Source organism: Hankyongella ginsenosidimutans, assembly GCF_005144965.1.
Classification (GTDB): Bacteria; Pseudomonadota; Alphaproteobacteria; order Sphingomonadales; family Sphingomonadaceae; genus Hankyongella; species Hankyongella ginsenosidimutans.
Map to the genome: position 1 here is coordinate 2,706,584 of NZ_CP039704.1, position 13,046 is coordinate 2,719,629.

The following is a 13,046-nucleotide window of genomic DNA, read 5'->3' on the forward strand; positions in this document are numbered from 1 at the left end:
CCTCGGGGAGGGGCGTGTTGTTCACCGCATCAATAAACATTGACGCCTGGTTGATACCCTTCACGAGTGATTCATACCCGGATACCAAATTGTTTGTAGCGAATGGAAGAGCTAGTGGAGCTAATGCGGGGTCTGCTGACAGTGCAAACAAAGGAACAGAAGAGGTTACCTGATACACACCCTTGCCAATGTTATATACACCAGATTCTCTAACTAAGTTCACTTCTGACTGCAATATTGATCCATTATAATACGAACTAAGTTGTGACTTAGTTTGTGAAACGGAAAATAAACCTAGTGGGTCAGTAAAACTGATTGGGTTTGAGTCTGCAAACTCATATAGATTTGTCGTATAGGTCAGTCTTGCAGCTGGGTCTTCCTGCAAAATTTCCCTAGGAGTGGGTCGTATTCACGCGCCCGCATATTCGTCAGCCCGGACGGGTCAGTGCTGACACCCAAAGAACCATTGAACTCAAAACTGTTTGCAATAGATTCATTACCATAGAGTTCCGCCCCGAACGGCGTGTAAGCATAGCTGTTTGCAGTTGCTCCGCCTACATTCGTTAGTGCCGTTACCGATCCGACGCCGTCCGCTTCATAATAGGAATGTGATCCACTGGTATCGGCGGCTGTTTCCAGCCCAAGGCCATATTGATAATGGCTTGTGGCCACACCTGCCGTGTCGAAGCTGGCGACCAGATTGCCAAGCCCGGACGGATCATTGAGATATTCGGTGCGCACCCCGTCCTGCACCTGCGCAGAGCGATTGCCGAATATGTCATATTCGTATGTGGTGCTGTGCCCATCGGGTGTTGTAATGCCCGAAATCCGATTGTTGGCATCGTAGGAATAGGTCGTCGTCCCTACGGGGCCGGTGCGGGTGACCATGTTGCCGTCGGCGTCATAGGTGAAGGTCTCGTCGCCGACCTGTGTATATTGGTTCAGGCTGTTGACGGTGTAATGGGTAACGACCCCATCCTCGACCGACTGGGTACGGTTGCCCGCCGCGTCATAGGTCCAGCTCAGGTGCTTGTCGGCAAGGCCGGGCTTGATCGACGTGAAATCGGCGGCGGTAAGCTGGCCCGAGGCATCATAGCCATAGGCCCAGTGCCCGTCCTGCGTATCCTGCGTGATGCGAAGGCCCGCATCGTCATAGCCATAATGGACGAAGGAACTGACGCTGCCCGATGGCGCGTGATTGTCGATGGCCGTCAGATGGCTGGCGGCATCGTAGCTGTAGGTTGTCCACGTGCCGTTGGCCTTGTCCTCCCGCGCCAGATTGCCGCCTGCGTCATAGCTGTAGGTAACGAGCGTTCCGCTCTCATCACCCAGCGTGTGCAGCCGTCCGGCGCTGTCATAGCTGTAGTTCTGCTGATGGCCGTCCTGATCGGTCATCGATGTGCGGCGACCGGCATCGTCATAGCCATAGGCCAACGACCGGCCATTGGGATAGGTGATCTGGGCAATATGCCCCGCCGCGTCATAGGCGATGGCGGTTTCACCCTGCGCGGTGGTGGCCGATGTCATCCGGCCCGCGCTGTCATAGCTGTAGCTCACCGGGCCAGCGGGGAATCGCTGGCGGACAACAGATGCCCTTTGGTATCGTAGCTGTAAGTGATGCCGTCGCCGCGCCGATTAGTGTAGCCGGTCACATTGCCATTTGCGTCGGTGGTGAACGAAAGCTGGGTTCCGTCCGGCCATGTGCCGCCGGTCAGATGGCCTGCGGCATCATAGGTGAACGTGCGGCTGTGCCCGTTCGCGTCGGTGACGGAAGCCGGGTTGGTGCTGTTGCCCGCATAGGTGAAGCTCAACGTCGCGCCCGCTGCATCGGTGACAGACGTGACGCGCCCGCTGCTGTCGAGCGTGTAGCTCTGGTGGCCACCGTTGGCATCGGTCGCGCCGGTGAGGTTGCCCTGACTGTCGAAGGTCAGCGCCGATGTCGCGCCATTGCCATAAGTCACGCGCCCCGCAACGCCGCCGGGCATAAGCTGCACCGTGGTGGCGATGCCCGCTCCAGTCGTGTCGATATAGCCGCCGTCGGAATTGTAACTGAAATGCTCGGTCTGGACGCCGCTGGCCGTATCGATGGCGGTCAGCCTGCCTGCGGCATCATAAGTGAAGCTGTCGGTGGGCCGTTCCGCCACGGTCAACCGTCGAAAGATCGCCGCTCGCTGTATAGGCGAATGCCGTGTTGCCTGCCGTGCCGGTGGTGCCGGTCAGTTGCTTGCCATCGGCGCTGTAACTCAGAGCAATATTGCCGCCGTCGCTATCCGTCGCCTGTGTGACGTGACCTGCTGCATCGCGTGTCAGACTGAGCGAAGCGCCATTGGATGCAGTGAAGGTCAGCGGCTTGCCAGTGGCATCAACGGTAGCGTCGATATGCTGGCCGGATGCCGAAGTCGCGCTGAGGACGTGCCCCGCACTGTCGAAGTTCAGGACTGTGCCGTCTGAGCGGGTGAGATCAAATCCGGTGGCGGTCTTGTTGAGCGTGTAACCGCCCGATGCCGAATAGCTGCCATCAGGCTGACGGAAAAACACCGGCGGCAGACTGGCCGCGCCGGACAGGATATTGCCGTTGAGATCGACGGAGCGATCCACCGATGCCGAGAGCGTGTAAGTCGCCAGACCGCCAACGGAGAGCGAGAACAAACCGTTGAGGTCCGCTGCGCCCTTGAAAGTAACGCTGCCATCTGCCGCGACCGACAGGCCAAGGTCGGCGATGCTCGTCCAACCGGCACCAACGCTGCCAGAAGTGGACCGGGCTGCGAGCGACCCGAAGTCACCAGCCTGTTCCAGTTCAAAGGCCAGCAAGGCGGAGCCGCTGTCGCTGGTAATTCCGAACGAATGGAAAACTCCCGCGTCTCTGGCCAGCTCGGTTGTCAGCGAACCTATCGTCGTCCCAACCGAATTGACGAAGTTCGTGAACGTATGGTCCCAAGCTGCATCGCTCAGCCCAGCAGGACGCAACGAAGGTTTCAGGGCGGACCAATCGACAACCGTTGCCGCATCGGCCAACGTTGCGGAAATGCTTGCGGACGTGCCGCCGCCAGCGGCCATCAATATCTGAACATCGAAGCTCTGGCTGGCCTGCGCGGCGCTACCCGATGCAAATATCAGCGACGAACCAGAATATCTGCCGGTCAACCCATCGGCGATCAATGCGCCGGTCGTCTGCACCAGCAGTAACGCGGGCGGAAGGTCGCCTCCCCATTATGGGTGTAGGTGACGGTTGCATTACCGATTTGGCCGGGAGCCAAACCGCCTGATACCGTCACATCAACAGTATTTACAGGCACCTGTGCAACAGTGAGGGTTACGGTTGCAAAGCCGGACTGCGCCAAGCCATCCGACGCGCGGTAGGTAAATGTGTCGGTGCCCGAAAATGCGGGGTCAGATGTGTAGACGAAATTGCCCTGAGCGTCGGTCACTAGAGTCCCGTGGGCAGGTTGAGCGCCGATCAAAACGGAAAGTGGGTCAGCATTTCCGTCGGTATCGTTCGCAAGCAATTCCGCTGGTGTAATTATAAGGGCATTACCGCTGGTTGCGTTAAACGTATCGTTCGTGGCAACGGGAGCGACGTTTGCGATCAACTGAAATGTTCGATCTGAAAATTGCAGAATTTCTACACTTGTGAGTGTATCGATGCCATCAGGGCTGCTGGAGCGATTGTCAGTGATATAGGTTACGCCAGCCGCATCAGTGGCGATGGTGTAGTCGGAGAACCTACTGGAAAAGAATGCCGTATCCCTACCATCGCCGCCATTAAGGGTATCCGCGCCTGCACCACCGGTCAGCCGGTCATTGCCGCCAAGCCCGTTGAGCGTGTCGTTGCCATTATCGCCATAGAGGTCGTTGCTGGCGGTGCCGCCGGTTAAGACGTCGTTGCCGTCCCGGCCATAAAGGCCGACAAAGCCGGTCGTGTTGTTGGCGTTGTTGTCGGTGCCCTGCGTGGCGTTGCCCAGGGTGATGTTGTCGTCAAAGTTCGATCCGACGATCTCACGATATTGCTCAAGGCCGGTGAAGCTGCCGCCCGCGAACGTGGCCGTGCCGCCGGTGAAGGCCGCGCCAAGGTCGCCGGTCACGCCAGCACTTGCACCCAGCAGCGAGCGAGAGGGTGTCGGTGCCGGTGCCGCCATCGACACTGTCGCCGAACCCGGCGATCAGGCGGTCATCGCCCGCGTCGCCGTTCAGGCTGTCGGCACCCGTCGTGCTGTCCCAGTTGCCCCGTCCGTAAAATCCTCATGGTCGGAATAGAGGATGTCATTGCCATCGCCGCCATTAAGGGTATCCGCGCCTGCACCACCGGTCAGCCGGTCATTGCCGCCAAGCCCGTTGAGCGTGTCGTTGCCATTATCGCCATAGAGGTCGTTGCTGGCGGTGCCGCCGGTTAAGACGTCGTTGCCGTCCCGGCCATAAAGGCCGACAAAGCCGGTCGTGTTGTTGGCGTTGTTGTCGGTGCCCTGCGTGGCGTTGCCCAGGGTGATGTTGTCGTCAAAGTTCGATCCGACGATCTCACGATATTGCTCAAGGCCGGTGAAGCTGCCGCCCGCGAACGTGGCCGTGCCGCCGGTGAAGGCCGCGCCAAGGTCGCCGGTCACGCCAGCACTTGCACCCAGCAGCGAGCGAGAGGGTGTCGGTGCCGGTGCCGCCATCGACACTGTCGCCGAACCCGGCGATCAGGCGGTCATCGCCCGCGTCGCCGTTCAGGCTGTCGGCACCCGTCGTGCTGTCCCAGTTGCCCCGTCCGTAAAATCCTCATGGTCGGAATAGAGGATGTCATTGCCATCGCCGCCATTAAGGGTATCCGCGCCTGCACCACCGGTCAGCCGGTCATTGCCGCCAAGCCCGTTGAGCGTGTCGTTGCCATTATCGCCATAGAGGTCGTTGCTGGCGGTGCCGCCGGTTAAGACGTCGTTGCCGTCCCGGCCATAAAGGCCGACAAAGCCGGTCGTGTTGTTGGCGTTGTTGTCGGTGCCCTGCGTGGCGTTGCCCAGGGTGATGTTGTCGTCAAAGTTCGATCCGACGATCTCACGATATTGCTCAAGGCCGGTGAAGCTGCCGCCCGCGAACGTGGCCGTGCCGCCGGTGAAGGCCGCGCCAAGGTCGCCGGTCACGCCAGCACTTGCACCCAGCAGCGAGCGAGAGGGTGTCGGTGCCGGTGCCGCCATCGACACTGTCGCCGAACCCGGCGATCAGGCGGTCATCGCCCGCGTCGCCGTTCAGGCTGTCGGCACCCGTCGTGCTGTCCCAGTTGCCCCGTCCGTAAAATCCTCATGGTCGGAATAGAGGATGTCATTGCCATCGCCGCCATTAAGGGTATCCGCGCCTGCACCACCGGTCAGCCGGTCATTGCCGCCAAGCCCGTTGAGCGTGTCGTTGCCATTATCGCCATAGAGGTCGTTGCTGGCGGTGCCGCCGGTTAAGACGTCGTTGCCGTCCCGGCCATAAAGGCCGACAAAGCCGGTCGTGTTGTTGGCGTTGTTGTCGGTGCCCTGCGTGGCGTTGCCCAGGGTGATGTTGTCGTCAAAGTTCGATCCGACGATCTCACGATATTGCTCAAGGCCGGTGAAGCTGCCGCCCGCGAACGTGGCCGTGCCGCCGGTGAAGGCCGCGCCAAGGTCGCCGGTCACGCCAGCACTTGCACCCAGCAGCGAGCGAGAGGGTGTCGGTGCCGGTGCCGCCATCGACACTGTCGCCGAACCCGGCGATCAGGCGGTCATCGCCCGCGTCGCCGTTCAGGCTGTCGGCACCCGTCGTGCTGTCCCAGTTGCCCCGTCCGTAAAAATCCTCATGGTCGGAATAGAGGATGTCATTGCCATCGCCGCCATTAAGGGTATCCGCGCCTGCACCACCGGTCAGCCGGTCATTGCCGCCAAGCCCGTTGAGCGTGTCGTTGCCATTATCGCCATAGAGGTCGTTGCTGGCGGTGCCGCCGGTTAAGACGTCGTTGCCGTCCCGGCCATAAAGGCCGACAAAGCCGGTCGTGTTGTTGGCGTTGTTGTCGGTGCCCTGCGTGGCGTTGCCCAGGGTGATGTTGTCGTCAAAGTTCGATCCGACGATCTCACGATATTGCTCAAGGCCGGTGAAGCTGCCGCCCGCGAACGTGGCCGTGCCGCCGGTGAAGGCCGCGCCAAGGTCGCCGGTCACGCCAGCACTTGCACCCAGCAGCGAGCGAGAGGGTGTCGGTGCCGGTGCCGCCATCGACACTGTCGCCGAACCCGGCGATCAGGCGGTCATCGCCCGCGTCGCCGTTCAGGCTGTCGGCACCCGTCGTGCTGTCCCAGTTGCCCCGTCCGTAAAATCCTCATGGTCGGAATAGAGGATGTCATTGCCATCGCCGCCATTAAGGGTATCCGCGCCTGCACCACCGGTCAGCCGGTCATTGCCGCCAAGCCCGTTGAGCGTGTCGTTGCCATTATCGCCATAGAGGTCGTTGCTGGCGGTGCCGCCGGTTAAGACGTCGTTGCCGTCCCGGCCATAAAGGCCGACAAAGCCGGTCGTGTTGTTGGCGTTGTTGTCGGTGCCCTGCGTGGCGTTGCCCAGGGTGATGTTGTCGTCAAAGTTCGATCCGACGATCTCACGATATTGCTCAAGGCCGGTGAAGCTGCCGCCCGCGAACGTGGCCGTGCCGCCGGTGAAGGCCGCGCCAAGGTCGCCGGTCACGCCAGCACTTGCACCCAGCAGCGAGAGCGAGAGGGTGTCGGTGCCGGTGCCGCCATCGACACTGTCGCCGAACCCGGCGATCAGGCGGTCATCGCCCGCGTCGCCGTTCAGGCTGTCGGCACCCGTCGTGCTGTCCCAGTTGCCCCGTCCGTAAAATCCTCATGGTCGGAATAGAGGATGTCATTGCCATCGCCGCCATTAAGGGTATCCGCGCCTGCACCACCGGTCAGCCGGTCATTGCCGCCGCCACCTTGAAACCAGTTGGCCTCTGCCCCGCCGAAGAATTCATCCGCGAAGGCCGAGCCGATCAGATTTTCGATCGAGAGAAATAGGTCATTTCCCGAGCCGAGCGTGTTCTGGCGCGTGGCGATTCTCAAATCGACGCGTATCGCTGATGCAGCATTTGCATAACTAACTATGTCATTAACGCCTGCAGAGCCGCGAAAATTATCGTCGCCACCCGTCGCAAGAAAATCAGTCATTTGAATTCCCCATATTAATATAACAAATTTACCACGGCCAATCTGGCCTTGTCGATATAATTCTTTTAATTTCAACAGATTAATTGCTTAATGTTACATAATTTTGCAATATATTTCCACAGCGGGTAGCAATAATCATCAAGCGCAAGGCATTGTTCGACAATAATTGATAATCAATCATAAGTGGAGCTGCTGCATTTGCTCTGATCCCGGAAAACTGGATCGCTTTGAGTTAGGGTCCGGACCCATAAACGGAATTCACGAGGTGGTCTGGATGTCCTTTACCACCCGTTCGGCGGGAGCCTTGGCTGGCGGTTTTCGAGGAGGGTTGGGGCTTCATCTTCGTTCCTTTGTCACTGCGACGAAGCCCCAACCCTCCTTAAATCACAACCTCAAATCTGTGCCATTGGTGCTGACGGCGGACACCATCCTCATCGAGGACAGGGCGTCAGGCATCCAGCTGATCCAGGATCTGCGCCATGATGGCCTGAGCGCTGTGACCCCTATAAGCCGCAGGCCGAGAAGGTCATGCGCATGCTGGCGCAGACGCCAACCATCGAACAGGGCCTCGTGCATCTGCCCGAGACCGCACCGTGGCGCGCCGACTATATCCGCGAGCTGACGTCGTTTCCCAAAGCTAAGTACGACGACCAGGCTGACTCGACCGCGCAGGCGCTGGAGTGGTTCGCAACCAACGGCAAGACGCCCGGGATCATCCGATACTATCAGCAGGAGGCAAAGCGGCATGGGCAGTCAGGAGCAAACTGAACCTACCGGCATTCACGCCTCTTGCCCACGGCGTCGGCGGTGTTACGCGACTGGACTCCAGCGGAGGCGCGCGGCCCCGGCCATTGCACGATGACACCGCCGCCGCGCGCCAGTCTCTGATCGATCAGTTGAGCCCTCCTCGAAAAATTGCTGAACGAGGGCATCATCAGACTTGGATACCGTGCGCCAAATGTTCTGACAACGGACACTCAAAGCGATCCAGTTTTCCGGGATCAGATCAAAGCGGTTCGACCTGCCATCCGCCTCAGGCGATTTGATGTTGCTGACCGAACTCGTAGACCAAGCCGCTTATCGTGGCCGGGTCGACCAGATCGTTGACGTTGTAAACCACGCCGGCAAACGCGAACTGCTCGACGTTGGAGACCGTATCCACGCCTTCCGCGCCGGTCAGGTCGGTGACCACGATGCTGGTGCCGACCCGGGCGATGTCGAAGTTGGACAGATCGCCCGCGAAGCTGGCGGTATCACGACCGGTGCCGCCATCGAGCGAGTCGTTGCCCGCACCGCCGGTCAGCGTGTCGTTGCTGGCCCCGCCGCCCAGGAAGTCGTTGCCCGTACCACCATCGAGCGTGTCGGCATTGTTGCCGCCGAGCACCCGGTCGTTGCCATCCCCGCCGAGCAGGGTATCATTGCCTTCCCAGCCTTCCAGGACATCATTGCCGCCGCTGCCGAACAGGCTGTTGGCACTGCTGTTGCCGATCAGGATATCGCGCAAATCGGTGCCGGAGAGGTTTTCCACATCGATGTAGGTGTCGCCCTGCGCCGCGCCCCTGTTAGCGCTCGGGTCGCGCAGGCTAGCGGTGACGCCCGCGGTATCAAGCACGCCAAAATCCAGGAAGCGGTAGTCGGCAACGTCGCTGAGGCCGCTGCCACCGTTCAGGACATCGGCACCGAGTCCGCCGGCCAGGGTATCGTTGCTGGCATCGCCGTTCAGGGTGTCGTTGCCGGTGCCCCGAACAATGTGTCGTTGTTGTTGCCGCCGAGCAGCGTGTCGTTGCCGGCCCCGCCGATCAGGGTGTCATTGCCGTTCAGGCCCACCAGGCGATCGTCGCCGTCGCCGCCGGTCAAGGTATCGTTCCCGTCAGTGCCTGTCTCGATGGTGAGGTCAAGGATCGTCAAGGATAGCGCCTGTTCATCAAACAGGCTACCGTCGCTGGCGCGCACGATGACCTCGTAGATGTTGTTGTCATCAAGGTCGCCTGGCGTCTCGAAGTCCGGCGCGGACAGGAAGGCCAGCGCCCCGGTCGCAACGTCGATCACAAAGCGGGCGGCGTCCGCGCCGCCGGCGATTGAATAGGCGAGTGCCGTGCCGGCGTCGGAGTCGCTTGCGGAAACGGTCGTTACAGACGTTGTATTTTCTGCCAAGCTGATCGCAGCGGTCGCGCCACCGCCGTTCGAGGTGATCACCGGCGCTTCGTTCACATTGGTGACCGTGACGCTGATCGCCTGCTCGTCGGTCAGCCCGCCATTGTCGGTAACGCGGACCGTGACGTCATAGACATTGTTACTACCAACATCGGCTGGCGCCTCAAAGTTCGGCGCGGCGACAAAGGCCAGCGCGCCGGTCGTCGCGTTGATGCTGAAGCGGGCGGCGTCCGCGCCGCCGGATATCGAGAAGGTGCGGGTCGCGCCGAAATCCTGATCGGTTGACGTGACGGTCGTCACCGTGGTCGTGTTCTCCGCAACACTGACCGCAGCTGTTGCACCACCGCCGTTCGAGGTGATCACGGGCGCTTCGTTCACATTGGTGACCGTAACCTCAACGGTCTGGTCGGCGGACAGCCCGAACGAATCAGTTGCACGGACGCCCACGATATAGATGCCATCGCGGTCCGTATCGCGCGGATCCTCAAAGTTCTGCCCACTCCCGAAAAGGACAGGGCACCAGTCGTCGGATTGATTGTGAAAGCGGCCTGATCAAAGGGGAGTTCGAAGAATGGAACAAAACTGTAGGTCAGCGGCTGACCGTCAGGGTCTAATGCGGAAATCGTACCAACAGTCGTCGTATTTTCGGCAACGCTGAACCTCAGCGGGCCGAAGCCGACGACCGGCGCTTCGTTCACATCGATCACCCTGACGCTGATCGCCTGGGCATCGGTCAGACTGCCATCGCTGACCTGAACCGTCACCTCATAGACATTGTCCAGGTTAGCATCGCCACGCCCCTCGAAGTCCGGTGCCTGGGCAAGGCCAGCGCTCCGGTACTCGCGTTGATGGTGAAGCGCGCGGCGTCGGCACCGCCGGCGATCGAATAGGCGAGCACCGTGCCGGCGTCCGGGTCGGTCGCGGTGACGGTGGTGACCGCGCGGGTGTTTTCTGCCACGTTGATCGCAGCGGTCGCGCCACCGCCATTGGAGGTGATCACCGGCGCAGTGCGCGCGCCGTAGATCACGTAAGCCTCGCCGGCATCTGTGCCGCCAGCGTCATTGCCAGTCGCCCCAACGATCAGGTCATCAAGGCCGTCGCCGTTGACGTCGCCGGCATTGGAGACGCTGCGGCCGGCGTTGTCACCCGCCGCGTCGCCGATGATTCGGAAGCCGTTCGCGCTGCTGAGATTGGTCAGGTCTAGCGGCCCACGCGTTCCGCTGGGGTCGTTGCGGCCGTAGATCACATAGGCCGCGCCGGCATTTGTGCCGCCGGCGTCGTTCTGATTTGCTCCGACGATCAGATCGTCGATGCCGTCACCGTTGATGTCGCCGGCACTGGAGACGCTTATGCCAGCATAGTCATTCGCCGCATCGCCGAGGATGCGAAAGCCGTCTGCCGCAGTGAGGGTGGATAGGTCCAGGTTACTGCGCCCGCCGCTCCGTCCGTAGATCACATAAGCCGCGCCGGCATTGGTGCCGCCATCGTCGCCGAAGAGCGCGCCGACGATCAGATCGTCGATGCCGTCGCCGTTGACGTCGCCAGCATTTGAGATGCTGAAGCCCGCTAAGTCACCCGCTGTGTCGCCGATGATGCGGAAGCCGTCGGCAGCACTGAGACCGGTCAGGTCAAGCGGTCCGCGGGTCCGGCCAGGGTCATTGCGGCCGAAGATAACATAGGCCTCGCCCGCAAAGTTCCCGCCATCGTCCCCGTTAGGCGCGCCGACGATCAGGTCGTCAATACCGTCGCCATTGACATCGCCGGCGATGGAGACGCTTCGACCGGCCCCGTCATACGCCGCGTCGCCGATGATGCGGAAGCCGTCGGCAGCACTGAGACCGGTAAGGTCGAGCGCGCCCCGCGGCCCGGTCTTCCCGTAAACCACATAGGCTTCGCCGGCGTCGGTGCCGCCGTCGTCGCCGCTATACGCGCCGACGATCAGGTCGTAGATACCGTCGCCGTTGACGTCGCCGGCATCGGAGACGCTGATGCCCGCAAAGTCACCCGCCGCATCGCCGATGATTATGAAGCCGTCGGCCGCGGTGAGGCCGGTCAGGTCAAGCGGTCCGCGTGTGCGGTTTGGATCATTGCGGCCGTATATGATATAGGTCTCACCAGCGCTGATGCCACCATCGTCGCCAGTGACCGCTCCGACGATCAGGTCGTCGATGCCGTAGCCGTTGACGTCCCCGGCACTGGAGACGCTCCAGCCCGCAAAGTCACCTGCCGCATCGCCGATGATGCGGAAGCCGTCTGCGGCGCTGAGGCCGGTCAGGTCAAGCGATCCGCGGGTCCGGCTGGGGTCATTGCGGCCATAAACGACATAGGCTTCGCCGGCTTCATTGCCACCGTCGTCGCCTCGATGCGCCCCGACGATCAGGTCGTCGATGCCGTCGCCGTTTACATCCCCGGCGTTGGAGACGCTAAGGCTGGCGTTGTCACCTGCCGCGTCGCCGATGATGCGGAAGCCCTGTGCGGGTGTGAGAAAACTCAGGTCGATATCAGCCATGTAAAGCCCCTCTTAGCAATAAAAATACACCTAGAAGGCGCATAATTATTCGTTAATCATACTTCTAACGATCATCCATGACACCAGCGTGACAAGGCGCTATGCAGCCGCAGCTTTTCTGCCAGCCGAGAACCCCATGACAGAACCCGCCTTTGCGCTCACCTCCTCGCGCCATTTCCCGCAGTGGCTGGGGCGCACCGGCGGCGGGCTGGCCTTCACCACCTACCAGGCCGGCAAGCTGTTCCTGCTGGGGTGAAGCCGGACGGCAAGCTCGCGGTGTTCGAGCGCAGCTTCGCCCGCTGCATGGGGCTGGGCGTCAGCGCTGATGGCCGCAGCCTGCTGCTGGCCAGCGAATATCAGCTGTTGCGGCTCGACAATGTCATCCCGCCCGGCGAGCAGGACCCCGCCGGCCATGACGCGCTGTTCGTGCCGCATCAGGCCTGGATCACCGGCGACTGCGACATCCACGACATCGGCTTCGGGGCCGATGGCGCGCCGCTGTTCGTCAACACCCTGTTCGGCTGCCTGGCGACCGTCAGCCCCGGCTACAGCTTCAGGCCGCTGTGGCGGCCGCCGTTCATCTCGCGCCTGGCCGCCGAGGACCGCTGCCACCTGAACGGCGTGGCGCTGGTCGAGGGCGCGCCGCGCTATGTCACCGCCGTCTCGCGCTCGGACGTGGCGGACGGCTGGCGCGACCGGCGGGTCGATGGCGGCGTGGTGATCGCGGTGCCGGACGGCGCGGTGGTGGCAGACGGGCTCTCCATGCCGCACTCGCCGCGCTGGCATGACGGGCGGCTGTGGCTGCTCAACTCCGGCACCGGCGAGTTCGGCACGGTGGACCTGGCCAGCGGCCGGTTCGTGCCGGTCGCCTTCCTGCCCGGCTTTGCGCGCGGGCTGGCGTTCGTCGGCGGCCATGCGGTCATCGGCCTGTCGCTGCCGCGCGAGAGCCGCACCTTCAGCGGCCTGCCGATCGACGCAGCGCTTGCCGCCCGCGACGTGGAACCGCGCTGCGGGCTGGCAGTGATTGACCTTGCGACCGGCGACATGGCGCACTGGGTGCGTATCGAGGGCGTGGTGCGCGAGCTCTATGATGTCGGCGTGCTGCCGGGGTGCGCCGCCCGGCGGCACTCGGCTTCAGGACCGACGAAATCAAGCGGGTGATCGCAATCGACGAGGGCGAGAGCCTGAGCGTTTCTGATTGAATCGATCTGGAACGCTCATGGTCTGATTGAACGGTG

General features: G+C 61.7%; 16 protein-coding genes and 1 pseudogene. 3 read left to right on the forward strand and 14 right to left on the reverse strand.

What is annotated here, in order from left to right; genetic code table 11:
- Positions 1-357 precede the first annotated feature (357 nt).
- The 10 genes from E6W36_RS16035 to E6W36_RS16080 all read right to left on the reverse strand — a co-directional run bounded on the left by E6W36_RS16035 (position 358) and on the right by E6W36_RS16080 (position 7,220).
- A complete protein-coding gene (locus E6W36_RS16035; protein WP_222873249.1) occupies positions 358-1,557 on the reverse strand; it encodes an RHS repeat-associated core domain-containing protein in 1,200 nt (399 codons plus the stop codon).
- Positions 1,554-2,144 (reverse strand): hypothetical protein, encoded by a 591-nt coding sequence (locus tag E6W36_RS16040; RefSeq protein ID WP_222873250.1) that lies wholly within the window; start codon positions 2,142-2,144, stop codon positions 1,554-1,556. The genes E6W36_RS16035 and E6W36_RS16040 overlap by 4 nt, the downstream gene beginning before the upstream one ends.
- A complete protein-coding gene (locus E6W36_RS16045; protein ID WP_222873251.1) occupies positions 2,110-3,177 on the reverse strand; it encodes a hypothetical protein in 1,068 nt (355 codons plus the stop codon). Before E6W36_RS16045 ends, E6W36_RS16040 begins: the two co-directional genes overlap by 35 nt.
- Positions 3,156-4,082, reverse strand: a complete 927-nt coding sequence (locus E6W36_RS16050; protein ID WP_222873252.1) for a cadherin-like domain-containing protein — start codon at positions 4,080-4,082, stop codon at positions 3,156-3,158. Before E6W36_RS16050 ends, E6W36_RS16045 begins: the two co-directional genes overlap by 22 nt.
- A gap of 105 nt (positions 4,083-4,187) precedes the next feature.
- Complete coding sequence (locus E6W36_RS16055; protein WP_246048371.1) at positions 4,188-4,652, reverse strand: calcium-binding protein; 465 nt, start codon at positions 4,650-4,652, stop codon at positions 4,188-4,190.
- Between the two features lie 51 nt (positions 4,653-4,703).
- On the reverse strand, positions 4,704-5,168 hold the full coding sequence (locus E6W36_RS16060) for a calcium-binding protein (RefSeq protein WP_246048371.1): 465 nt from the start codon (positions 5,166-5,168) through the stop codon (positions 4,704-4,706).
- A gap of 51 nt (positions 5,169-5,219) precedes the next feature.
- Positions 5,220-5,630 carry a calcium-binding protein gene (locus E6W36_RS16065; protein ID WP_222873254.1) on the reverse strand — a complete coding sequence of 137 codons (411 nt, stop codon included), beginning with the start codon at positions 5,628-5,630 and terminating at the stop codon, positions 5,220-5,222.
- On the reverse strand, positions 5,557-6,201 hold the full coding sequence (locus E6W36_RS16070; protein WP_246048372.1) for a calcium-binding protein: 645 nt from the start codon (positions 6,199-6,201) through the stop codon (positions 5,557-5,559). Before E6W36_RS16070 ends, E6W36_RS16065 begins: the two co-directional genes overlap by 74 nt.
- 51 nt (positions 6,202-6,252) lie before the next feature.
- Positions 6,253-6,663: a calcium-binding protein gene (locus E6W36_RS16075; protein WP_222873254.1), complete on the reverse strand. Its 411-nt coding sequence runs from the start codon at positions 6,661-6,663 to the stop codon at positions 6,253-6,255.
- A 107-nt stretch (positions 6,664-6,770) separates the two neighbouring features.
- Entirely contained in the window at positions 6,771-7,220 is a 450-nt protein-coding gene (locus E6W36_RS16080; protein WP_246047831.1) for a calcium-binding protein, read from the reverse strand.
- 444 nt (positions 7,221-7,664) lie between these two features.
- On the opposite strand from E6W36_RS16080, the pseudogene terL reads away from it, so the two are divergent.
- Positions 7,665-7,913 (forward strand): annotated as a pseudogene (gene terL / locus E6W36_RS16085) (phage terminase large subunit); the annotation flags it as partial.
- A gap of 265 nt (positions 7,914-8,178) precedes the next feature.
- On the opposite strand, the gene E6W36_RS16090 reads toward terL, so the two are convergent.
- From E6W36_RS16090 to E6W36_RS16105, 4 genes are all read right to left on the reverse strand, one after another.
- Positions 8,179-8,757: a calcium-binding protein gene (locus tag E6W36_RS16090; protein WP_246047832.1), complete on the reverse strand. Its 579-nt coding sequence runs from the start codon at positions 8,755-8,757 to the stop codon at positions 8,179-8,181.
- A 107-nt stretch (positions 8,758-8,864) separates the two neighbouring features.
- Positions 8,865-9,746, reverse strand: a complete 882-nt coding sequence (locus E6W36_RS21150; protein WP_222873256.1) for a cadherin domain-containing protein — start codon at positions 9,744-9,746, stop codon at positions 8,865-8,867.
- Complete coding sequence (locus E6W36_RS16100; RefSeq protein WP_222873257.1) at positions 9,674-10,063, reverse strand: cadherin repeat domain-containing protein; 390 nt, start codon at positions 10,061-10,063, stop codon at positions 9,674-9,676. Before E6W36_RS16100 ends, E6W36_RS21150 begins: the two co-directional genes overlap by 73 nt.
- Complete coding sequence (locus tag E6W36_RS16105) at positions 10,060-11,808, reverse strand: beta strand repeat-containing protein (protein ID WP_222873258.1); 1,749 nt, start codon at positions 11,806-11,808, stop codon at positions 10,060-10,062. The genes E6W36_RS16100 and E6W36_RS16105 overlap by 4 nt, the downstream gene beginning before the upstream one ends.
- Before the next feature lie 136 nt (positions 11,809-11,944).
- Between E6W36_RS16105 and E6W36_RS16110 the strand changes: the two genes are divergently transcribed.
- Positions 11,945-12,064 carry a TIGR03032 family protein gene (locus tag E6W36_RS16110; RefSeq protein WP_222873259.1) on the forward strand — a complete coding sequence of 40 codons (120 nt, stop codon included), beginning with the start codon at positions 11,945-11,947 and terminating at the stop codon, positions 12,062-12,064.
- Positions 12,061-12,969, forward strand: coding sequence for a TIGR03032 family protein (locus E6W36_RS16115; protein ID WP_222873260.1), 909 nt, complete (start codon positions 12,061-12,063; stop codon positions 12,967-12,969). The genes E6W36_RS16110 and E6W36_RS16115 overlap by 4 nt, the downstream gene beginning before the upstream one ends.
- Positions 12,970-13,046: the final 77 nt, after the last annotated feature.